The following is a 21,360-nucleotide window of genomic DNA, read 5'->3' on the forward strand; positions in this document are numbered from 1 at the left end:
GCACGGGTCAGTCGCGCTCGAACGCCACTTGCCCGCCGACCAGCGTGGCACGCACCTGGCCCGGCAGCTCGTAGCCCGAAAACGGCGTGTGCTTGCCCTGGCTGCGCAGCGCATCGTCCCGCACCGTCCAGGCGGCCTGCGGGTCGAGGATGCACAGATCGCCCACGCCGCCTTCCACCAGCTGGCCCACACTCGCCTGCAGCGTGCCCAGGGCGTTGCCCAGCACGCGCGCGGGCTCAGAAGTTACGGTGGCCAGAGCGCGCTGCAGTGGGACGCCGCTGTCCTGCGACCACTTGAGCGCGAGTGACAGCAGCAGCTCCAGCCCGGTGGCGCCGGGCTCGGCTTCGGCAAACGGCAGGGTCTTGGCGTCCTCGTCGACCGGGTTGTGGTCGGACACCAGCGCGTCGATGGTGCCGTCGGCCAGCGCGGCGTTGAGCGCATCGCGGTCGCGCTGCTGGCGCAGCGGGGGCGACAGGCGGGCGCGGCTGTCAAAAAAGCCGATGTCCACGTCGGTGAGGTGCAGCGAGTTGATGCTTACATCGGCCGTCACCTTGAGGCCTTCGGCCTTGGCGCGGCGCAGCAGCTCGACGCCGGCAGCGCTGCTCAGGCGGCACAGGTGCACGCGGGCGCCGGTGGTCTTGAGCAGCTCGAAAATGGTGTGCAGCGCAATGGTTTCGGCGGCCACGGGCACGCCCGAAAGACCCAGGCGCGTGGCCAGCGGGCCGCTGGCCGCCACGCCACGCCCCAAGTGCATCTCTTGCGGGCGCAGCCACACGGTGTAGCCAAAAGTGGCGGCATATTGCAGCGCGCGTTGCAGCACCTGCGTGCTGGCCAGCGGCACCTCGGCCTGGCCAAAACCCACGCAACCCGATTCGGTGAGCTCGGCCATCTCGGTGAGCACCTCGCCCGCAAGGCCGCGCGTGAGCGCGCCCAGCGGAAACAGGCGTGACTGGTGCAGCTTTTCGGCGCGAAACTTGAGCATCTCCACCAGGCCGGGCTCGTCGAGCACGGGGTCGGTATCGGGCGGGCACACAAGGCTGGTCACGCCACCGGCCACGGCGGCGGCCATTTCGGATTCGAGCATGCCTTCGTGCTCGTGGCCCGGCTCGCGCAGGCGCGCCGCCAGGTCCACCAGGCCGGGCAGCACGATGCAGCCTGCCGCGTCGATCACGCGGTTGGGCGCAAAGTCGGGCGGCACCCGGTTGATACCCACGATGCGGCCCGCGGCCAGGGCAATGTCGCAGGTTTGATCGAACCCGCTGGCGGGGTTGATCACACGGCCGTTCTGAATCAGTATCTTCATGATTTCGAGCCAAATTGGCCGCTAGCGCTTACTGGATAAGCGCAAGCAGCTATGAAATATGGAGCAAACACATCCTTCGCATCTATGCACAACGGCATTTGCGCCACAACAGATGCCATGCGAGTGCCACCGAGGAACCGGCTTTGCCGGGCCAGGGGTGGCGTCCCCCCTTGGGGGGAAGACGCGAAGCGGCTCAGGGAGGTCATGCCTCATTCCCTGCGACGATGGACATCACGGCCATGCGCACCGCGATGCCAAACGTCACCTGCGGCAGGATCACGCTTTGTTTTCCGTCCACCACGGCTGAGTCGATCTCGACCCCACGGTTGATGGGGCCAGGATGCATCACGATGGCGTCGGGCTTGGCCAGGCGCAGTTTTTCGGGGGTGAGGCCGAAACTCTTGAAATACTCCTGGCTCGACGGCAGCAGCGCTCCGCTCATGCGCTCGTTCTGCAGGCGCAGGGTGATGATCACATCGGCGTCCTTGATGCCTTCTTCGAGCGTGTGGCACACACGCACGCCCATCTGCGCCATGTCGGACGGCACCAGCGTGCGCGGGCCCACCACGCGCACCTCGGGGCAGCCCAGCGTGGTCAGGCCATGGATGTCGGAGCGCGCCACGCGCGAGTGCAGCACGTCGCCCACGATGGCCACGGTGAGGCTGCTGAAGTCTTTTTTGTAGTGCCGGATGGTGTAGAGATCCAGCAGCCCCTGCGTGGGGTGGGCATGGCGCCCGTCGCCCGCGTTGATGACGTGGACGTGCGGCGCCACATGCTGGGCGATCAGATAGGGAGCACCCGACTCGCTGTGCCGCACCACAAACAGGTCGGCCGCCATGGCCGAGAGGTTGGCGATGGTGTCGAGCAGCGATTCGCCTTTGCTGGCCGAGCTGCGCGCAATGTCGAGGTTGAGCACGTCGGCCGACAGGCGCTTGGCCGCGATCTCGAACGTGGTGCGCGTGCGCGTGCTGTTCTCGAAGAACAGGTTGAAAACGCTCTTGCCACGCAGCAGGGGCACCTTCTTGACCTCGCGGTCGTTCACGCTGACGAAGTTGGCGGCGGTGTCGAGGATGTGCGTGACGATGTCGCGCGGCAGGCCTTCGATGGAAAGCAGGTGGATCAGCTCGCCGTGGTGGTTGAGTTGGGGGTTGCGCTTGTGCAGCACGGTCACACCTCTTTGACTTGGAATTGGAAGCGGCCCTGCTCGTCGCGCGCCAGCGCAAGCGACTGCGAGGGCGGCAGCGCCACGCGGGCAGCCGCAAAGTCGGCCTGCACGGGCAACTCGCGCCCGCCGCGGTCCACCAGGACGGCCAGGCGCACGCTGGCTGGGCGGCCATAGTCGAACAGCTCGTTGAGCACGGCGCGGATGGTGCGGCCGGTGTAGAGCACGTCGTCGAGCACCAGCACATCGGCGCCGTTCACATCAAACGGCAGCGAGGTCTGCGCCCCGGCCGACAGGCCACGTTGGGCAAAGTCATCGCGGTGCATCACTGACGAGAGCACGCCGGCAGGCCCTTCGAGGCCCAGGTCCTTTTGCAGGCGCTCGGCCAACCAGGCGCCACCTGAGGCAATGCCCGCCAGATGTGTGGTGGGGGTGAGCATGCTGCGCACGCCGCGCAGCAGTTCACGGTACAGCGCCTCGGCATCGAGGGCTAGAGCCCCCACGCTTGCCACTGCGTGTGCTGCGCTGCCCCCCGAGGGCGCTGATTTTCCTTGGGGCGGCCCGGCGGAAAATCCTTCGACTGCCGCTGGATGGGAGGGGTTGCTCATGGAAGATTCCTCAAAAACTGTTCCAGGATGATGCAGGCCGACGCAGCGTCGGCATCCTTGGCACCGCCCGCGATGGCTTCAGTGGTGCTGTAGCGCTCATCCACCTCGAACACTTGCAGGCCGAAGCGCCCGCGCAGCTGGCGGCCGAATTTGAGCGCTTTCTCGGTGTTCTCGTGGCTCGCGCCGTCGGGGTGGTAGGGCACGCCGATCACCAGGGCGTCGGGTTGCCATTCCTTGATGCGCTGCGCTACCTGCACAAAGCGTGCGTCGCCCTCGGCCTTGATGGTGGCTTGCGGCGTGGCGCTGCGCAGCATGCGGTTGCCCGTGGCCACACCCGTGCGCTTGAGGCCAAAATCGAAAGCAAGAAAGGTCTGAAAATGCGCAGGAACGGCGGGCTGAACGGGCAAGCCGGTCATGCGTGCCCCGCTTCCGGCGAGATCATCCAGGCCTGCAGCCCCAAGAGGGCCAGCGCCTTGTCGTAGCGCTGGGGCACGGGAGTGTCAAAGATCACCGACAGGTCGGCACCCACGGTAAGCCAGGCGTTTTCGGCCAGCTCGGACTCCAGCTGACCCTCACCCCAGGACGAGTACCCCAGCGTGATCAGCACCCTGCGCGGGCCCGCGCCGGTGGACAGGGCCTCCAGAACATCCTTGGAGGTGGTCATCTCCAAGCCGCCCGGAATCGTCATGGTGGATGCATAGGCAGACTCGTCGGTCTCTGCGCGGTTCATCAACATGGGCTCGTGCAGCACAAAACCGCGCTCGGTCTGCACCGGGCCGCCCTGAAAGACGGGCTCAGAGCGGAGGTCTTCACGGCGCAAAGACAAATCCACCTTGTCGAAAAGCCCCTTGAGCGTGATGTCGGAGGGCTTGTTGATGATGAGGCCCAAGGCGCCACGCTCACTGTGCTCGCACAGGTAAACCACAGTGCGCGCAAAAGACTCATCTTCCAGACCGGGCATCGCGATCAGGAAATGATGCGTCAGGTTGATGGGCGCAGAATCGGATGTCATTGGCTAATTTTAACGGTGAACATGGCGCCCTCCTCCGAGCCTTCCTACCCCACCGGACTCGTCTGGTTCCGCCGCGATCTGCGCGCCACCGATCATGCAGCCCTGTACCGGGCGCTCACCCAATGCCAGCAGGTGCATTGCGTCTTTGTTTTTGACCATGAAATTTTGAACCCGCTGGCGCGGACCGATCGGCGCGTGGAGTTCATCCGGGAGTCGTTGCAAGAGCTTGATGGGGTGCTGCGAACGCTGTCCGCCCACCCACGCGGCGGACTGATCGTGCTGCACGCGGTGGCCACAGAGGCGGTGCCCGCACTGGCACACAGCCTGGGTGCCCAGGCTGTTTTTGCCAACCACGACGACGAGCCCCAGGCCCTGGCGCGCGATAGCCTGGTGCGCACCCGGCTGGCCATTGCCGGAAGGGCATTTCACACCTTCAAGGACCACACCATTCTGGAGCGCAGCGAGGTGCTGACGCAGACCGGCAATCCCTACAGCGTGTTCACGCCCTACAAGAACGCCTGGCTCAAGAAGGTGGATGCCTTTCAGCTCAAAGGCTATACGGTGGAGCGCCACGCGCACCGCCTGGCGCCCCGCCCGCTGGATCACTGCCACCCCGTCCCCACGCTGGCGTCGCTGGGGTTCGAGGCCACCACCCTGTCACAGCCCAGGCTGCCCACTGGCGCCAGTGGTGCACAGCAGTTGTTCGACGACTTTCTGGGCCGGATCGAACGGTACGACGACACGCGCAACTTTCCGGCGGTCAAGGGCCCCAGCTATCTGAGCGTGCACCTGCGTTTTGGCACCATCTCGCCACGCCTGCTGGCGCGCACAGCGCATCGGCTGATGCTGGACGGCAACCCGGGTGCCACCACCTGGCTCAGCGAACTGATCTGGCGGGATTTTTACTTTCAGATCCTGCACCACCATCCCCATGTGGTGGACCGCAGCTTCAAGCCGGCGTATGACGCCATTCAGTGGGAATCAGGCCCCGAAGCCGACGCCTTGTTTGCCGCCTGGTGCGAGGGCCGTACGGGCTACCCGCTGGTGGATGCCGCCATGGCGCAGATCAACCAGACGGGCTACATGCACAACCGGCTGCGCATGGTGGTGGCCAGCTTTCTTGTGAAGGATCTGGGCATCGACTGGCGCCGGGGCGAGGCCTACTTTGCCACACACCTCAATGATTTTGATCTGGCCGCCAACAACGGCGGCTGGCAGTGGGCCAGCTCCAGCGGGTGCGACGCCCAGCCCTACTTTCGCATCTTCAACCCGGTTAGCCAGAGCGAAAAGTTTGACCCGGAGGGCAAATTCATCCGTCGTTACCTGCCACAGCTGGCAAAGCTGCCCACTGCAGCCCTGCATGCCCCCTGGCGTGCCCGCCCCCTGGAGCTGCAAGAGGCCGGGGTGGTGCTGGGCGACACCTACCCGCATCCCGTGGTAGACCATGACAGTGCCAGACTGCGCACGCTGCAGCGCTATGCCGTGGTCAAGGCCGGGTGATCGTGGATCGTGCCTGGGCCGTTGAGACGGCGGGACGTTCACGCTGCGGGTGGTGCGTCCTCGGCAGTCTGGTCGCTCATGCGCATTCCATCCACCCCCAGGGGCGCACCCGAGGCCAGGCGCAGGCGCAACGATACATCGGTGCGGTTGTCGGCATTGGCCACAGCTTCGGCTGGCGAGATGACACCGCGCTCATACAGCTCAAACAGCGATTGATCGAAGGTGCACATGCCCTGCTCACCACTGCGCGCAATGGCCGTCTTGATCTCGTCGATCTGGCCCTTCTGAATCAGCTCCGACACGTAGGGGGTGAGCAGCATCACCTCCATCGCTGGCACCACCGATCCGTGCACGTTTTTGACCAGCCGCTGGGCCACCACGGCCTGCAGATTCAATGACAGGTCCATCAACAGCTGGCGATGGGCCTGCTCGGGGAAAAAATTCACAATCCGCTGCACCGCCTGGTTGGCATTGTTGGCGTGCAAAGTGGACACGCACAGATGCCCGGATTCGGCGTAATGCAGCGCATGCTGCATGGAGGCCCGGTCGCGTATCTCGCCAATCATGATCACGTTCGGCGCCTCCCGCATCGCACGCCGCAAGGCCTCGTCATACGACGCGGTATCGAGCCCCACCTCGCGCTGTGTCACCAACGATTTCTTGTGGGTGTGCAGGTACTCGATGGGGTCTTCCACGGTGAGAATATGCCCCGCCGTGTTCTCGTTGCGATAGTCCAGCATCGCGGCCAGTGTGGTGGTCTTGCCCGACCCGGCAGAACCGACGGTAAGCACCAGCCCACCTTTCAGGAAGGCGAGCTGTTTGAGCACCGGCGGCAAGCCCAGTTCGTCAAGGCTAGGAATCTTGGCCGTGACATGGCGGACGACCACCCCCACATTGCCGCGCTGCAGGTGCACATTGACACGGTAGCGCGACAGATCCTGCGACTGGAACGAAAAATCGCATTCCTTCGAGGCTTCAAACTCATCGATCTGCGCCTTGCGCATGATCGAATACACCATCGTCCGGACGTCCTCGGCAGTCACCGACCCCTTGGTGATTGGCAGGAAGGCCCCCTGGCGCTTGAGCGTGGGCGGTGCACCCGCCAGAAGAAAAAGGTCCGAAGCGCCTTCGCGCACCATCAGCGCTAGGCAAGACAGCAGGCGGCCATCTGCCGCAGGTGTTTGCGAATCCATGAGGCCTCCTGATCATGCAGGCATCTTACCGGCAGTGCCGGCAAGAATGCCCGGGCTGACCGGCCCTTGCGGGCCAGCCCACCGGAATCATGCCTCTGCGGTTGCCTCCAGCCGGGCGTAATGCTGGATGAGACTGAGCAACTCTTCATCCGAGTAAGGTTTGCCCAGGTAATGGTTCACACCGAGCTCCATCGCATGCTCGCGGTGCTTTTCTGCAATGCGAGAGGTAATCATGATGATGGGCAGGCCCCGCAGCGCACCGTCTGCGCGAATGTTGCGCGCCAGGTCAAAGCCGTCCATGCGCGGCATTTCAATATCGGACAGCACGACCGTTGGGCGCTCTTCCTGCAAGCGCTCGAGTGCCTGCAGCCCATCGGCAGCGAGGGCCACCCGGTAACCCTCACGCTGCAGCAACCGCTGCGTGACACGGCGTACCGTAATCGAATCATCCACCACCAGAACCAAAGGCACCTGCGTGGGCCCTGCAAGCATCGACGTCGCAGGCTTGCCGGTGCCAGCACCTTCGGTTTCCAGCGTGACGGGCAAGCCGGCGCTGGCCGCACGTACCTGATCGCCATAAACCGTGGACAAGGCCACCGGGTTGTAAATCAACACCACGGCCCCAGAGGCAAGCACCGACATCCCGGCCAAGCCCGGCAGGCGCGACAACTGAGGCCCCAGGTTCTTCACCACGACTTCTTGATTGCCCAGCACTTCATCCACGTGCATGGCGATGCGTTGCGACGCACTGCGGAAAATCACCACGGGCCGGGTCTTGCCTGCGGCTTCATTGCTGCGCGTCGAAGCTTGCAGCAAAGCGCCCACCCAGAAGAAAGGCAATTGCTCGAAGCCGTCATCAAAGAAGCCCGTGCGATACGCTTCTTCGAGATCGGCCGCCGAGGTGCGACGCACAATTTCGACCACGTTGGCAGGCACGCCAATCGACATGTCTCCAGCGCGCAGCATCACCACCTGCGTCACGGCAGTGGTCAACGGCAGCACCATGCGGAAGGCGGCACCCTTGCCCGATTCGGTGAAGGTTTCAATTCGACCGCCCAATGCATTGACCTCGGAACGCACCACGTCCATGCCAATGCCGCGACCGGCAAGCCCCGTCAGTTCGGAGGCTGTGGAAAAGCCCGGCGTGAAGATCAGGTTGGCGGCATCGGCATCGCTGATTTCTTCGCCCGCCTGCACAATGCCCTGCGCCAGAGCCTTTTCCCGGATACGCTGAAGGTCCAGACCGGCACCATCATCCCGGAATTCCACCGACACGTCGTTGCCTTCATGGCGCAGATCCACGGTGATGGTGCCAGACGCTGGCTTTCCTGCGGCGACCCGCGCGTCGGGCGCCTCGATGCCGTGCGCCACGCAGTTGCGCAGCAAATGCTCGAAAGCGGGCGTCATGCGATCGAGGACGCCACGGTCCATTTCAATGGAGCCGCCAGTAATGTCCAGCTTGATCTGCTTGCCGGTTTCCTTGGAAGCCTGGCGCACTACCGCATACAAACGCTCGGAAATGCCTTCAAACTCCACCATGCGGGTGCGCAGCAGATCACGCTGCAGCTCACGCGCCTGGCGGCCCTGCGCAATCAGATCGTCTTCGGCCCCTTCCATGGCGCGCTGCAGGTTGCGCTGCACGGTAGCCACGTCGTTGACAGACTCGGCCATCATGCGCGTCAGCTCCTGCACCCGCGTGAAACGGTCAAACTCGAGCGGATCGAACCCGGCAGCAGAGTCTTTGGAAAGCGCCAGACGTGACTGCATCTGCGACTCGGACTGCATTTCGATGTCGCGCAGCTGCTGGCGCAACCGATCCAGGTTGCCGGACAGGTCGGACAGAGAATTGCGGAACTGCCCCAGACGAACATCGAGGCGCGAACGGCTGATCATGACCTCGCCCGCCTGGTTCACCAGACGGTCCAGCAACTGCGCACGCACGCGCACCGACTGGTTCGCGGCCACACGCACAGGCGCCAGCTGCGAAGCCCCGGGAAGCCGAACCGTTGGTGCGGATGCAGGCACGGCCGGCGCAGTTGCTGCGCCCGACACTTTGGTAGCGTCGGCCAGATCGCCTGGTGCCGCAGGGACTGCAGCCACGGCATCGGCAGGTTCTTGTCCGCCAACAACGCGGAGGAACTCAAGATTCGCCTGCAGACCATCGAAACTCGCAAGCAACGGCTCGATCTGGTCCGCGGTGACGGTTTCCATGTCGAGCTGCTCGATTGCAGACTCCAGCCGGTGGGACATTTCCCCGAGGCGCATGGCGCCTGCAAGGCGCGAACTACCCTTGAGTGTGTGGAGGGCACGCAGCACTTCGTTGCGTGCACCGAGGTTGTCCGGACGGGATGCCCATTGTCGCAACGCACCGCCCAGCTGGGGCAGCAACTCCGCGGCTTCTTCTTCAAAGATGGGGAACAGATCAGGGTCGATGACATCGATGGCGTCAATGTCATCATCGACATCTGAACCTGCGGATACTGCGTGTGCTATCGCATCGCCGATGTTCTGGTCACGGTCACTCCCAACAATAGACAGGGCCGGCGCGACATAGCCTGCAGCCACCACTTCGGCCGCTTGCACTGTGGGTGCCTCGGCTGGTACGGGCTCAGGCTCAATTTCAGCGGTCTGATCAGCTTCAGGGGTCCCGGCGAAATCGCCGAACTCATCGAAGTCGTCCTCAGGAGGCGACAGGGTGTTGGCCACCTCGGTCTCCAGGATTTCACGCAGTTGCTGCAGCACTTCCGCGCTCGGCTCCTTCAGGAACCCGGCAGCAAACTGGTGCAAGAGACGACGAATGTCATCTGCCGACGCCATGAATACTTCGGCCTGCTCTGCCGTGCCGCCCGACTGCAGTTGAACATGCTGCAGAGCATGCTCAAGCACCCGCGCCAGCTCTGACAGTGCGGTGAATCCCACGGTGGCCGAACTGCCTGCCAGCGAATGCGCCAGGGCAACAGCGATGTCCGGCAAAGGCTCGTGCAATTCCAGCGCCCACTCCTGCAAACACGTCACCAAGCGCCGCGACCATTCGTCGGCCTCGTTGAGGTACACGTTGTAGAGTGGAATACCGATCCGCAAGCTTTCAATGACCTTGACCGCTTCATCAGACGGAACTTCTTCTTCGGGCACAAAAGCTTCAGCCGCGACCGGTTCCAGGATCTCTGGCGAATTTGCCGCCGCCACATCGGAGAAGTCTGGTGCCTGGGCAATCTCAGGCAAAAATTCAGGCTCACCAGCCGCCATCAATGGAAGATCATCCGGTTGATCCTGCATTGCACCAATCGCCGCTGCTTCGGTGCGGTCGACATCCATGGCAACGGAAGACGCAGGCTCCAGATCTGGCAACTCCAGGTCCAGAGGCAACAACTGGCTTACCGTTGCCGGTGTTGCTTGCGCCTCGTTCAGAGCCTCGGAGAACACGGAGAAATCGATATCCTCGGTCACCGTCGCTGCCGACGCGACCGCGTCTGGCGCTACCGCGGCGAATTCCGGCGTCATCTCGGTTTCAGCAAAATCCGCCATCAATGCCGCAAACTCATCGACTGCGCCCGCATCCCCGGCTTTTTCAGAAGACAACGCATCCAGCGATGGCTCGACGGCCTGCAAGCCAGTGTCGGGCGCATCTGCTGCGCGTGGCGCGGCCTCCAGCGGCATCTCCGGCTCCACCACATCGGGTGCAACGGATGCCACTGCAGCCCCAGGCACCACGAGCGGCAGCAAGCTGCCGTCAAGGCGCATAGCATCAGCAGATTTGCAGAATGCCTCCGGCGACCAGGCCGATGCAGCCCCTGCAGCAATGTCATCAGCCCAACGGTCAAATGCCTGCAAACAATCGGAAGACAACTGCAGCAAAGTGGGCTGCATGGGTTTTTGCTCAGCCAGCCAAGCGTTCAGCACCTGCTCCATCGACCAGGCTGCCTCACCAAAATCATTGAGCCCCACCATGCGTGAGCTGCCCTTGAGCGTATGGAACGCACGACGCAAAGTGGTTTGCTCGCTCAGATTGGCGGGCTCTTCAACCAGCACGTTGATGGCAGCCAGACCAGTGGCCACGACTTCGCGGGCTTCTTCCAGAAACACATCCAGCAACTCATCGTCCACCTCCGGCTGCGAAGCGGGAACGGCAGAGGGCACCACGACAGGTGGCAGGTCAGACGCTACCGGCAACGGCTCCTGCGGTGTTTGCAGGTCAAAGAAAATATCGGATGCCAACTCGTCCGATGCAGCAGCAGGGCTGGCGTCCGCCGGCGTTGCCGTAACGGCCGGTGTCGACGCGGGCACCTCCTGCGCAGGGAAGCGCGGCACAACATCGGGCAGCGGCGGAGCGACGCGCTCCTCCAATTTCTCCGGTGCTTCTGCCACATCATCTGTGGCACGCGCGCGGGCTTTGCCCACCAGAATGCGCAGCTCACCCAGTTCTTCATCGTAGACAAAGAGCTTACGCGCCATCGTGCGCTGGTAGCTCAACATGTCGATCAGGAACCCGAGCGCACCCAGACTGTTACCCAGTTTCTCGAATGAGGGCTGGCGCTCTTCTTCTGGAATTTCATTGATGAGCAGCCGCTCGACGTTGTCGCGCATGCGCACCACCGCCAGCGACGCCTGGTCCAGGCCCAGTACGGACAGCACGCCACGCATCTGTGCCAAGTGGCCCGGCACTGCCGCGAGCACCGCCGTGTCTTGCGGATTGCGGAAAAACTGGTCTAGTGATTTCTCTGCCTCGCCCAGGGTGGAGCGCAACTCGTCCACCACACTGCCCATGGTCTGGTTGTCGCTGACACGCCGGTACAGCTCTTCCATCCACAGCTCAAGGGGTTCTGGCTCTGCGCCTGCACCCACGGCATCCAGTCGCTCCGCGAGACGTTCTGCACGCACCTCCATCTGGTCGTCGGCAGCATCCAGTTCCTCAAAAGCCGCCTGAAGGTAAAGCACCGAGGTCGCCACCTCCATCGCCAGCGCTGCGGACGGAGGCTCTCCTGATCGCGTCGTTGCCTCAACAGCACGGGTCAGGCCCGCAGCGAGACTCTCGCTTCCCGGATGCAGTTTGCGCAATGAGTCGCAAACCAGGCTGAACTGATCAGCCGCAGGCTTAAGCTTGTTGCGATCACCACCGGCGAGCGCCGACCAGGTTTCCGTGGCGGACGCAATGCGCTTGCGGGCCTGCGCCAGCAAGGCAGGATCAAACCGTCCGAAACGCGCGGTTTCATAGTCGACCGGTTTGAACCGCTCCAGGCCAAACGACTTTCGCACTGCTTGCAGCGCCGGAGCCTTGTCCTCTTCACCGTCCGCTGGCCTAGCCTGTGAACAGAAGAAAAGCAGATCCTGAACCAGGCGATCCGCAATCGCGGTGTCGCCTTTGGCCAGCGTGGCGTATTGCATCAGCACGCGGGACGCTACCCGCTTCACATAGACATCAGGGGCCAGCATGCCCTTGCCAAGGGCTTCGAAAAAGCCGGCACAAATCTTCCAGAAGGCACGCGCATGTCGGTCTGACTGGGCCGCAACAAAGCCCAGACAGGTTTCACGCATGCTGGTCGCAGCGCTCAGATCGCCCGATTTGACGATTTTTAGAACAGCGGAATCAAGGCGCGCCCGGGCTTCGGGGCCATAGGGCAGCGGAGCAACGGCTACAGAGTCTTCCGGCTCACGAAAGCGACGCTCAGCAGGCCACAGGTCTGCGGGGTGAGCACGCTCGCCACCCGCCAGTGCCTGGGCATCCCGGTACTGAGGGAACAGGGCTACTGCAGACGCGGATTTGCCACCCAGTACGTTTTCAAGGTATTCAATGAGCGCGAAACTGGCACGCTCGATGACTGCCGCCGCTTCATCCGTGCATTGCTCAGGACGTTGCACAAATTTTTGAACAGCCGATTCCATGGCACGCAGGACCAGCGCTGGCGAACCCATGCCCACCATTTCAAGCGCCCCGCTCGCCTGGTGCAGCTGCTGCCGCGCAATGCGCAAAGCACCCGCATCCAGGGACGCTAAATCCGACTCACGTGCCAGTTCGGCGTCGCGCACAAAGCGGCGCATCGCCTTGACTGCGCCATCGAGAGATTTGCGCAGCTCGTCAAGCACCCACGCCAAAGGACCCAGGTCTTGATCGCCCGGGATTCCATCTGTGGCCGGTGCATTGTTGACATCAATAGATGACATGAATTCGTCCCCGGCTGAAATGAGCCGCTGGTTGATGACTGCTTGATGGCGGCGTTAGGCGATCTTGAAACGTGCCACCGATTGGCGCAGTTCTTCAGCCATGTGCGAAAGCTCACGCACCTGCTGTGCTGTCGTGCGTGTACCTTCACCCGTCTGCTCGGTCACCGCAAAAATGTGCTGGATGTTGTCGGCCACCTCGTTGGCCAGAACGGCTTCACGGGACGTCGAAGACGAAATCTGCTCAATCAGCTCGGCCAGGCGGCGCGACACGCGGTCGATCTCGGTCAGCGCAGTACCTGCACTGTCAGACAGTCGGGCTCCTTCAACCACACCCTGCGTGGAACGCTCCATAGCGGCCACAGCATCCTGGGTGTCAGTCTGAATGGCTTTCACCAGGGCCGAAATCTGCCGTGTGGCATCGGCAGATCGCTCAGCCAGTCGCTGCACTTCTTCCGCCACCACCGAGAAACCTCGACCTGCATCGCCCGCAGAAGCGGCCTGAATGGCTGCATTCAGGGCCAGCACGTTCGTCTGTTCGGTAATGTCGGAAATCAGCTCGGTGATTTCACCGATCTCCTGCGAAGATTCACCGAGGCGCTTGATCCGCTTGGATGTGTCCTGAATCTGGTCGCGAATCGAATTCATACCACCGATGGCGTTCTGCACGGCCTGCAGGCCCGAGTCAGCAGCCTGCAGCGATTGGCGAGCCACCGTGGCAGACTCTTGCGCCTGTGTGGACACTTCATTGATTCGGGTTGCCATGTCCAGAACGGACCGGCCGGTTTCACGAATTTCACGCAGCTGTTCAGTGGACGCGGCAAGGAGTTCCGTCGACGTGCTGTCCACCTGGGCGGTCGTCTGCGCCACGCGGGTCGCCGTGTTCTGAACGCTTCCCACCAGCTGGCGCAATTCTTCTACCGTGTAGTTCACCGAGTCGGCAATGGCGCCGGTGATGTCTTCCGTCACAGTGGCTTCCTGTGTCAGATCCCCTTCAGCCACCGATTGCAATTCGTTCATCAGACGCAAAATGGCTGCCTGATTGGCGTCATTGACGCGCTTGGCTTCCTGCTCCTGGCGCTTTGCATCCTTTTGCTGCCCTTCAGCCGCTGCCTGACGACCCCGGCTGTCCAGCAGTTGCACGCGGGAAATTCCGATACCGCAAAGCAGAACGAACAGGCCAGCCAGTGCCAAGGCAGCAAATTGCCCTGCGCCCAGACCCGTTTGCGAAGAAAGCTTGTCCTGCATGCCTTCCAGCTGGCGACGCAGTGGCTCGCTGTCGCTAATGATCGAGGACTGGGCTTCACGGGCAGAAACCAGCCCCTGCAAGTTGCCCAGAATGGCGCTGGCTTGCGTGCGGGTCTCTTCGTAGAGCTTGATCAGCGCTTCGAGCTGTTCGCGTGTCTGCGCATCCTTGGTGGCCGTCAGGCGCAGCTCAGGGCTGCCATCAAGCAGGCCCTGGGCAATTTCCTTGAACGAGTTCAAGTCCTTACCCAGCAAAAACACGGCCTCGGGGCTCACGCCTTCCATGGTCTGGAATTCGTTGGCCGATTTACCGATACGTTGGGTCAACATCACCAGCTGACCGGCAGCCGAAATTTCGGCGGCTGGCGCGTTCTGCTGCAGCTTGAGCGAAGACACGGTTTCAGCGATCTCCAGCAGATCAGACGACTGGCGGTTGATGGTGCGCAGCGCGTCACCTACCTGCATCAGGATTTTCTGCTGGCCCATGACCACGCCGGCGTTGCGTTCCGCGCTCTCCATGAGCGGGGTCGTACCCTCCAGGTCGGACTTGAACTGCTCACCGAGGGACTCGACGCCCAGTTCGCTGTCGCCGCTGTTGAGCGCACGCACATTGCGAGCCAGCACCCCTGAGCTCTCCACCACATCGGGAAAGGCCTGCGGGCTACCCACCAGCGCCTGTGAGACAGACTTGGCAAGCCGCTGCGACTGCATCAGCGACTGACCGGTAGCAGCCAGCTGCTGGGCGGAACGATCCGCCTGCCGAAGCACCCAGCCAGCAATCAGCGCCAGCAGCACCACGCCAATGGCCAGCAATGCGAGCAAATTCCGCTGGTGGCCAGCCGCCGTGTTGCTGCCCAGCAATGGCAAAGAAATAAGATCTTCGTCCGCGTCCGTGGTGGACAACTCGGACGACACGCCATCGGGATCACCCTGAACACTGTTCATGGCGTCTGTCTGATACGACTCACGCATTGTATTTCCCTCGATGGATCCCGTTGTCAGGACATTCTGACCACCGCCGATCACGTCGGCACCCAGCCCCGTGTCTGATTCCTCGGGCTTGCGATTGAACAGTTTTCCAAATTGATTCACAACGGACATGGTGCAGCCTTACAGAAAAACTCAAACACTGATACTCAGAAAAGCAGGGGTTTGGGACAGGATCTGGAGATTGATCTCTTGCCAGCGGGCCCCGCTCGAATCCACATAGGTGGTGCCAAAAAAGGCGGGGGCATCATCGGCGGGAGGCTCCGAGGAGACAAAGGCATCAGTGCCTCGCAGACCCGCCAGCCGGTCAACCAGAAGCGCGGCATTGACCTCCAGCGCTGCATTGAAAGCAAGCAGGCTGGCGTCAGACAGGGTTTGCTCGGTGCGTGGGACCGTCGATCCCAGCAATCCAGCCAAGTCAACCACACCGACAAGACCACCGCGCAGATTGGCTACACCCAGAAACCATTTTTGGGTGTAGGGAACCCGCTGCACCGTGACCCAGGGGAAAATTTCACCCGACTGACCCAGCGGCAATAAATAGGACTGCCCGGCAGCTTCGACCGCCAGCCAGGAAGAAACAGACACACCTTCACCCCTTGCTGCCTGAAGACGGCTGGCAAGACGGGTCTGGAGTTCTCGCAGTGCTTCGCGATTAGCCATGAACGCGCAACCGCCTTAGTTCAGCGCGTCTATCTTGGCCTGCAACTCGGCCGGATCCACCGGTTTGGTAATGTAGCCGCGTGCGCCTTGCCGCATTCCCCAGACACGATCTGTCTCTTGATTCTTGCTGGTGCACATGATGATGGGAACGTCGGCATAGAGGGGATCACGCGTGATCGCACGGGTCAACTGGAATCCGTTTTGCCCCGGCATCACCACATCCATCAATATCAAATCAGGCTTTTCTTCGGCCAGCCGACGAAAAGCCTCTTCGGCATTTTCAGCGGTACGCACTTGCATGCCTTTTTTCTGCAGCAAGTCGGTCAGAAACATCAACTCGGTCTTCGAGTCGTCAACGACCAGCACTTTCTGGATAGGCATTACATGGCTCCTTGTTGGGAATTGCCAAATTGCTGCACTGCCTGCAACAACTGGTCTTTGGTGAAAGGTTTGGTGAGATATTCCTGGCAGCCGACCATGCGACCGCGCGCCTTGTCAAACACGCCATCCTTGGACGACAGCATGACAACCGGAGTATCCGCAAAACGGGCGTTGCGCTTGATGATGGCGCAGGTTTGATACCCATCAAGCTTGGGCATCAGAATGTCGCAGAAAATAAGCTGTGGCTGGTAATCGTTTACCTTAGCCAATGCATCAAAACCGTCATCTGCCAGCAGGACTTCGTGCCCTCCCTGCTTGAGAAAAATCTCGGCGCTTCGGCGAATGGTATTGCTGTCATCCACCACGAGCACTTTGAAAGATGCGCCTGTTGTAGTCAATTGTCACTGCTCCCAATGGAGAAAACAAACGACGCATCAGCACAGGGTGCTAAAGCGCCTCAAATCTGAACCAGCTCAAAATCTTCTTTGCGCGCGCCGCATTCTGGGCAAGTCCAATTCATGGGAACCTGGTCCCATGGGGTGTTGGGTGCAATGCCGTGCTCAGGCGAACCTTTTGCTTCGTCATATATCCAACCGCATATCAGACACATCCAAGTTTTCGAGTCGGTCACAGCTTAATGGGCCTTCACATAGAATGCAACGATTGTATCTAGTCATCTCACGGGGCTGCAGCTTCTGTGCCACCCTTATCGCCGAATCCGGCCCATGACAACAAACACCCCCCTTTCTTCTGATATAGCGGACATTGCCGATGAGGCCATGGACGAAGCCAGCCCCGCCTGCGTGCTGGTTTTCAACGCCAGCGACCCCAGCGGTGCCGGCGGACTTACCGCCGATATCAGCACCATCGCGTCGGTTGGCGGGCACCCCATTGCCGTCGTTACAGGCGCCTACGCACGGGACACAGCCGAGATATTCGCCCACTTTGGCTTTGACGACGAGGCCGTTACCGAGCAGGCGCGGGCGGTACTGGAAGACCTGCCCGTGCAGGCCATCAAGGTCGGATTTGTGGGCAGCCCCGAGAACATCAGCGCCATTGCAGAGATCACTACCGATTACGACGAGGTGCCGGTCATCGCCTACATGCCCAATCTTTCGTGGTGGCAGGATGACCTGATTGACCAGTACCTGGACGCTTTTCGCGAGCTGCTGTTGCCGCAAACCTCGGTGTTGGTTGGAAACCACAGTACGTTGTGGCGCTGGCTGCTTCCCGACTGGAAAAGCGACCGCAGCCCTACGGCCCGCGACATCGCCCGCGCCGCCGCAGAGATGGGTGTGCCATACACCCTGGTCACGGGCATCCCCCTGCCCGAGCAGTTTGTAGAAAACGTGCTGGCGTCGCCCCAGACCGTGCTGTGCAGTGTCAAGTTCGAGCTGTTTGACGCCACCTTTTCGGGCGCGGGCGACACGCTCTCGGCGGCCCTCACGGCCCTGGTGGCCAGCGGCAATGATCTCGGCGAAGCCACGAGCGAGGCGCTCAGTTACCTGGACCGCTGCCTGGATGCCGGATTCCGCCCAGGAATGGGCCACATCATTCCCGATCGCATGTTCTGGGCCCAGCCCGATGATGAAGATGACGATGAAGACGAACCCCTTGACGAAACACTGGCCATCGAAGGCTTTGTGATGCCCCCTCATGACACCAAACACTGACCTCAACATCCCTCTGTTCGAACGCGCCAAGGCGCTCATCCCCGGTGGCGTGAACTCGCCTGTGCGGGCCTTCAAGGCCGTGGGCGGCACGCCGCGCTTTGTGAAGCGTGCGCAAGGAGCTTACTTCTGGGACGCCAACGACCAGCGCTTCATTGACTACATCGGCTCCTGGGGCCCGATGATCCTGGGCCACGGTCACCCGGCCGTGCTCGAAGCCGTGCAAAAGGCTGCACTGGAAGGCTTCAGCTTTGGCGCCCCCACCGAGCGCGAGATCGAGCTGGCCGAAGAAATCCTGGGCCTGGTGCCGTCCATGGAGATGATCCGGCTGGTCAGCTCGGGCACCGAAGCCGGCATGAGCGCAATCCGCCTGGCCCGCGGCGCCACTGGCCGCAGCAAGCTGATCAAGTTTGAAGGCTGCTACCACGGCCACGCCGATGCCCTGCTGGTCAAGGCCGGTTCGGGCCTGGCCACCTTTGGCAACGCCACGAGTGCGGGCGTGCCGCCCGAGGTGGTGCAACACACCATTGTTCTTGAATACAACAACATCCCCCAACTCGAAGAAGCCTTCGTGCTGCATGGCAAGGAACTCGCCTGCCTGATGATCGAGCCCATCGCCGGCAACATGAACCTGGTGCGCGCCAGCGTGCCGTTCATGCGCCGCTGCCGCGAGCTGTGCACCGAATATGGTGCGCTGCTCGTTCTGGACGAAGTGATGACCGGTTTTCGCGTGGCCCTGGGCAGCGCACAAAGCGTCTATGCAAAAAGCATCCCGGGCTTCAAGCCCGACATCACCGTGCTGGGCAAGGTGATTGGCGGCGGCATGCCGCTGGCGGCTTTTGGCGCTTCGCGCGCGATCATGGAAAACCTCGCTCCGCTGGGCGCGGTGTACCAGGCTGGCACGCTGTCGGGCAACCCTGTGGCCACAGCCTGCGGCCTGGCCACGCTGCGCGAAATCAAGAAGCCTGGCTTCTTTGACGCGCTCTCCGCCCGCACCCGCTCGCTGGTGGATGGCTTGGCAGCTGCCGCAGCCGCCGAGGGCGTGCCTTTCAGCGCCGACTGCGAAGGCGGCATGTTCGGCTTTTTCCTGCTGCCCGAGCTGCCACAAAATTACGCACAGGTTCTGAAGACGGATGGCGTGCGCTTCAACCAGCTCTTTCATGGGCTGCTGGACCGGGGCGTGTACATCGCGCCCGCACTCTACGAAGCAGGGTTTGTGAGCGCCGCCCACACAGAGCAGGACATTGCCGACACCGTCGCCATTGCACGCGACGTGTTTAAATCGCTCACAAAATAATAGCTATTAGCGCTTATTGGATAAGCGCTACAGGCTAAAAACAATCAGATTTCATTTCTTCAGAACCCGTGGCAACGCACAACGTTGCCACGGTTTTTTTGCATGGGGCTGCGTTCATGAGGCCGTCACATCCGCCTGTCAGCCTTGGCGGTTTTGTACGGAACGCCACAACCATGAAAACTCCCGTTCGTCCCACGCCCCACCCCATCCGCGACGCCGCTCCCGCCGATGAAAGCCGCCGGGTCTTCGTGCGCCAGCTGGCCCTGGGCGCCACTGCGCTCGGCACCTTGCCGCTGGCCGCCTGCGGTGGCAGCGACAACGACCCGGAGGTGCGGTTTGCCCACGGCGTGGCCAGTGGCGACCCGCTCGCCGACCGCGTCATGCTGTGGACCCGCGTCACGCCGCCTGCAGGCCACACCGCCGACATTCCTGTGCAGTGGGAGCTGGCCAGCGACGCGGCATTCACCACCGTGGTGGCCAAAGGCCAGGCCACCGCCACGGCCGCCAAAGACTTCACCGTCAAGGTCGATGCCACTGGCCTCAAACCCGCCACGGCCTACCACTACCGCTTCAAGGCCTACGCGGCTCAGTCTGCCGCAGCACGCACCCGCACGCTGCCCACGGGCAGCGTGGCACAGGTCAAGCTGGCCGTGTTCTCGTGCGCCAATTACCCTGCGGGTTACTTCAACGTGTATGCCGAAGCCGCACGCCGCAGCGACCTCGATGCCACCGTGCACCTGGGCGACTACCTGTATGAGTACCCGCGCGGTGGCTATGCCTCGGCCAACGCCGAGCAGCTGGGCCGCCTGTCGCTGCCCGCCACCGAGATTCTCACACTGGCCGACTACCGCATGCGCCACGCGCAGTACAAGACCGACCCCGACCTGCAGGCCCTGCATGCCGCCGCACCCATGATTGCCGTGTGGGACGACCATGAAATCGCCAACGACACCTGGGCCAACGGCGCCGAAAACCACCAAAGCGCCATCGAGGGCAGCTTTGCGGCGCGCAAGGCGGCAGCCCTTCAGGCCTACCACGAGTGGATGCCCACACGCAACGCCCAGCCCGACCTGATCTACCGCAGCTTCAACTTTGGCAACCTGCTGGCGCTGCACATGCTCGACACCCGCGTCGTCGGGCGCGACGAACCTGCCGACTACACCCGCTTCTTTACCGCCAGCGGTTTTGACGCTGCCGGTTTCACCGCCGCCGTGGGCGCACCCGCCCGCCAACTCATGGGCGGCACGCAGACGCAATGGCTGCAGCAGCAGATGGCCGCATCCACCGCCACCTGGCAGGTGCTGGGCCAGCAGGTGCTGATGGGGCGCATGAACATTCCGGCCCCCATCCTGGTCGAGACCATCCAGCCGGGCGCTGGCGTCACGGTATCGCAATACGCCGCCATCGTGGCCAAGGCACAGACCGCCCCCGCCACACTGACCGCTGCCGAAAAAGCCATCCTCGCCCAGCCCTCCATTCCCTACAACCTCGACGCATGGGACGGCTACCAGGCCGCGCGCGAAACCGTGCTGGGCACGGCCCGCAGCCTGGGCAAGAACCTGGTGGTGCTGTCGGGCGACACCCACAACGCCTGGGCCAACGAGCTGGCAGACATGGGCGGCAATGCGGTGGGCGTGGAGTTCGCCACCTCGTCGGTGTCGTCGCCCGGTTTTGAGGAATACCTGCCCAAAGAGAACCCGGCCATGCTGGCGGGCGCGCTCCAGCAACTCATTGCCCCGCTCAAATACTGCGACACCTCGCGCCGGGGTTACATGCTGGTGACCGCCAACGCCACCGAATGCCGCGCCGACTGGGTGTATGTCAGCACCATCACCAGCCGCACCTACACGGCCAGCACCGACAAATCGCTCAAGGTGCTGGCAGGTGTCAGCGGGCGCGGGCGGATTGTGGCGGCCTGATCGGCAGCACGCAAAGAAAAAGGCGGCCCAAGCCGCCTTTTGCATTTCAATGACTGGTAGAACCGCCCAAGCCGTTGGCACAGGCGAGGCTCATGCCAGCGCACCCGCGCAAGGGCCGCCCCGCCGCGCTGGGTGCGTCCCCCTCAGGGGGAAGGCGCGAAGCGCCTTGTATCTTCCTTTCGACCATCGCGGTAAAGTTTGACGGCCTTTAAGGCAGCCAGACCGGTCCGTGCAGTTTGGTAGCGACTGGGGTTTTCAAGCCCG

General features: G+C 62.5%; 16 protein-coding genes. 4 read left to right on the forward strand and 12 right to left on the reverse strand.

Annotated features, from left to right (window positions below; genetic code table 11):
- Positions 1 to 7 precede the first annotated feature (7 nt).
- The 5 genes from B7Y64_RS03355 to B7Y64_RS03375 all read right to left on the reverse strand — a co-directional run bounded on the left by B7Y64_RS03355 (position 8) and on the right by B7Y64_RS03375 (position 4,085).
- Complete coding sequence (locus B7Y64_RS03355) at positions 8 to 1,303, reverse strand: dihydroorotase (protein ID WP_111865682.1); 1,296 nt, start codon at positions 1,301 to 1,303, stop codon at positions 8 to 10.
- Positions 1,304 to 1,505: 202 nt separating this feature from the next.
- Positions 1,506 to 2,468: an aspartate carbamoyltransferase catalytic subunit gene (locus B7Y64_RS03360; RefSeq protein ID WP_291324873.1), complete on the reverse strand. Its 963-nt coding sequence runs from the start codon at positions 2,466 to 2,468 to the stop codon at positions 1,506 to 1,508.
- 2 nt (positions 2,469 to 2,470) lie between these two features.
- Positions 2,471 to 3,073: a bifunctional pyr operon transcriptional regulator/uracil phosphoribosyltransferase PyrR gene (gene pyrR, locus B7Y64_RS03365; RefSeq protein WP_024816191.1), complete on the reverse strand. Its 603-nt coding sequence runs from the start codon at positions 3,071 to 3,073 to the stop codon at positions 2,471 to 2,473.
- The gene (gene ruvX / locus B7Y64_RS03370; protein WP_024816192.1) at positions 3,070 to 3,489 is read right to left on the reverse strand and encodes a Holliday junction resolvase RuvX; all 420 of its coding nucleotides are present in this window, start codon (positions 3,487 to 3,489) and stop codon (positions 3,070 to 3,072) included. The genes pyrR and ruvX overlap by 4 nt, the downstream gene beginning before the upstream one ends.
- Positions 3,486 to 4,085: a YqgE/AlgH family protein gene (locus tag B7Y64_RS03375; protein WP_024816193.1), complete on the reverse strand. Its 600-nt coding sequence runs from the start codon at positions 4,083 to 4,085 to the stop codon at positions 3,486 to 3,488. Before B7Y64_RS03375 ends, ruvX begins: the two co-directional genes overlap by 4 nt.
- Positions 4,086 to 4,106: 21 nt before the next feature.
- Between B7Y64_RS03375 and B7Y64_RS03380 the strand changes: the two genes are divergently transcribed.
- Entirely contained in the window at positions 4,107 to 5,585 is a 1,479-nt protein-coding gene (locus B7Y64_RS03380) for a deoxyribodipyrimidine photo-lyase (RefSeq protein ID WP_291324872.1), read from the forward strand.
- A gap of 38 nt (positions 5,586 to 5,623) precedes the next feature.
- Here the strand turns inward: B7Y64_RS03380 and B7Y64_RS03385 are convergent, their stop codons facing one another.
- The 7 genes from B7Y64_RS03385 to B7Y64_RS03415 all read right to left on the reverse strand — a co-directional run bounded on the left by B7Y64_RS03385 (position 5,624) and on the right by B7Y64_RS03415 (position 16,841).
- On the reverse strand, positions 5,624 to 6,778 hold the full coding sequence (locus B7Y64_RS03385; protein WP_111865678.1) for a PilT/PilU family type 4a pilus ATPase: 1,155 nt from the start codon (positions 6,776 to 6,778) through the stop codon (positions 5,624 to 5,626).
- 87 nt (positions 6,779 to 6,865) lie between these two features.
- A complete protein-coding gene (locus tag B7Y64_RS03390; RefSeq protein WP_291324871.1) occupies positions 6,866 to 12,937 on the reverse strand; it encodes an Hpt domain-containing protein in 6,072 nt (2,023 codons plus the stop codon).
- A gap of 54 nt (positions 12,938 to 12,991) precedes the next feature.
- Positions 12,992 to 15,280, reverse strand: a complete 2,289-nt coding sequence (locus B7Y64_RS03395) for a methyl-accepting chemotaxis protein (RefSeq protein ID WP_291324870.1) — start codon at positions 15,278 to 15,280, stop codon at positions 12,992 to 12,994.
- 21 nt (positions 15,281 to 15,301) lie between these two features.
- Positions 15,302 to 15,829 (reverse strand): chemotaxis protein CheW, encoded by a 528-nt coding sequence (locus B7Y64_RS03400; protein ID WP_024816198.1) that lies wholly within the window; start codon positions 15,827 to 15,829, stop codon positions 15,302 to 15,304.
- Between the two features lie 15 nt (positions 15,830 to 15,844).
- Positions 15,845 to 16,210 carry a response regulator gene (locus B7Y64_RS03405; RefSeq protein ID WP_005796104.1) on the reverse strand — a complete coding sequence of 122 codons (366 nt, stop codon included), beginning with the start codon at positions 16,208 to 16,210 and terminating at the stop codon, positions 15,845 to 15,847.
- A complete protein-coding gene (locus B7Y64_RS03410) occupies positions 16,210 to 16,608 on the reverse strand; it encodes a response regulator (protein ID WP_005796099.1) in 399 nt (132 codons plus the stop codon). The genes B7Y64_RS03405 and B7Y64_RS03410 overlap by 1 nt, the downstream gene beginning before the upstream one ends.
- 59 nt (positions 16,609 to 16,667) lie before the next feature.
- Positions 16,668 to 16,841, reverse strand: coding sequence for a rubredoxin (locus B7Y64_RS03415; protein ID WP_081739454.1), 174 nt, complete (start codon positions 16,839 to 16,841; stop codon positions 16,668 to 16,670).
- 94 nt (positions 16,842 to 16,935) lie between these two features.
- On the opposite strand from B7Y64_RS03415, the gene B7Y64_RS03420 reads away from it, so the two are divergent.
- The 3 genes from B7Y64_RS03420 to B7Y64_RS03430 all read left to right on the forward strand — a co-directional run bounded on the left by B7Y64_RS03420 (position 16,936) and on the right by B7Y64_RS03430 (position 21,096).
- The gene (locus tag B7Y64_RS03420) at positions 16,936 to 17,883 is read left to right on the forward strand and encodes a bifunctional hydroxymethylpyrimidine kinase/phosphomethylpyrimidine kinase (protein WP_291326418.1); all 948 of its coding nucleotides are present in this window, start codon (positions 16,936 to 16,938) and stop codon (positions 17,881 to 17,883) included.
- On the forward strand, positions 17,867 to 19,177 hold the full coding sequence (hemL, locus tag B7Y64_RS03425; protein WP_024816200.1) for a glutamate-1-semialdehyde 2,1-aminomutase: 1,311 nt from the start codon (positions 17,867 to 17,869) through the stop codon (positions 19,175 to 19,177). The genes B7Y64_RS03420 and hemL overlap by 17 nt, the downstream gene beginning before the upstream one ends.
- Before the next feature lie 173 nt (positions 19,178 to 19,350).
- A complete protein-coding gene (locus B7Y64_RS03430) occupies positions 19,351 to 21,096 on the forward strand; it encodes an alkaline phosphatase D family protein (protein WP_291326416.1) in 1,746 nt (581 codons plus the stop codon).
- The last annotated feature ends 264 nt before the right edge of the window (positions 21,097 to 21,360 follow it).

The organism is Acidovorax sp. 35-64-16 (genome assembly GCF_002281195.1).
GTDB lineage: Bacteria > Pseudomonadota > Gammaproteobacteria > Burkholderiales > Burkholderiaceae_C > Acidovorax > Acidovorax defluvii.

Coding starts and splice junctions, on each gene's coding strand:
- B7Y64_RS03430 (WP_291326416.1), top strand. CDS start 19,351: ATGAAAACTCCCGTTCGTCCCACGCCCCACCCCATCCGCGACGCCGCT.
- pyrR (WP_024816191.1), bottom strand. CDS start 3,073: ATGAGCAACCCCTCCCATCCAGCGGCAGTCGAAGGATTTTCCGCCGGG.
- B7Y64_RS03400 (WP_024816198.1), bottom strand. CDS start 15,829: ATGGCTAATCGCGAAGCACTGCGAGAACTCCAGACCCGTCTTGCCAGC.
- B7Y64_RS03385 (WP_111865678.1), bottom strand. CDS start 6,778: ATGGATTCGCAAACACCTGCGGCAGATGGCCGCCTGCTGTCTTGCCTA.
- hemL (WP_024816200.1), top strand. CDS start 17,867: ATGACACCAAACACTGACCTCAACATCCCTCTGTTCGAACGCGCCAAG.
- ruvX (WP_024816192.1), bottom strand. CDS start 3,489: ATGACCGGCTTGCCCGTTCAGCCCGCCGTTCCTGCGCATTTTCAGACC.
- B7Y64_RS03395 (WP_291324870.1), bottom strand. CDS start 15,280: ATGTCCGTTGTGAATCAATTTGGAAAACTGTTCAATCGCAAGCCCGAG.
- B7Y64_RS03355 (WP_111865682.1), bottom strand. CDS start 1,303: ATGAAGATACTGATTCAGAACGGCCGTGTGATCAACCCCGCCAGCGGG.
- B7Y64_RS03420 (WP_291326418.1), top strand. CDS start 16,936: ATGACAACAAACACCCCCCTTTCTTCTGATATAGCGGACATTGCCGAT.
- B7Y64_RS03375 (WP_024816193.1), bottom strand. CDS start 4,085: ATGACATCCGATTCTGCGCCCATCAACCTGACGCATCATTTCCTGATC.
- B7Y64_RS03380 (WP_291324872.1), top strand. CDS start 4,107: ATGGCGCCCTCCTCCGAGCCTTCCTACCCCACCGGACTCGTCTGGTTC.
- B7Y64_RS03390 (WP_291324871.1), bottom strand. CDS start 12,937: ATGTCATCTATTGATGTCAACAATGCACCGGCCACAGATGGAATCCCG.
- B7Y64_RS03405 (WP_005796104.1), bottom strand. CDS start 16,210: ATGCCTATCCAGAAAGTGCTGGTCGTTGACGACTCGAAGACCGAGTTG.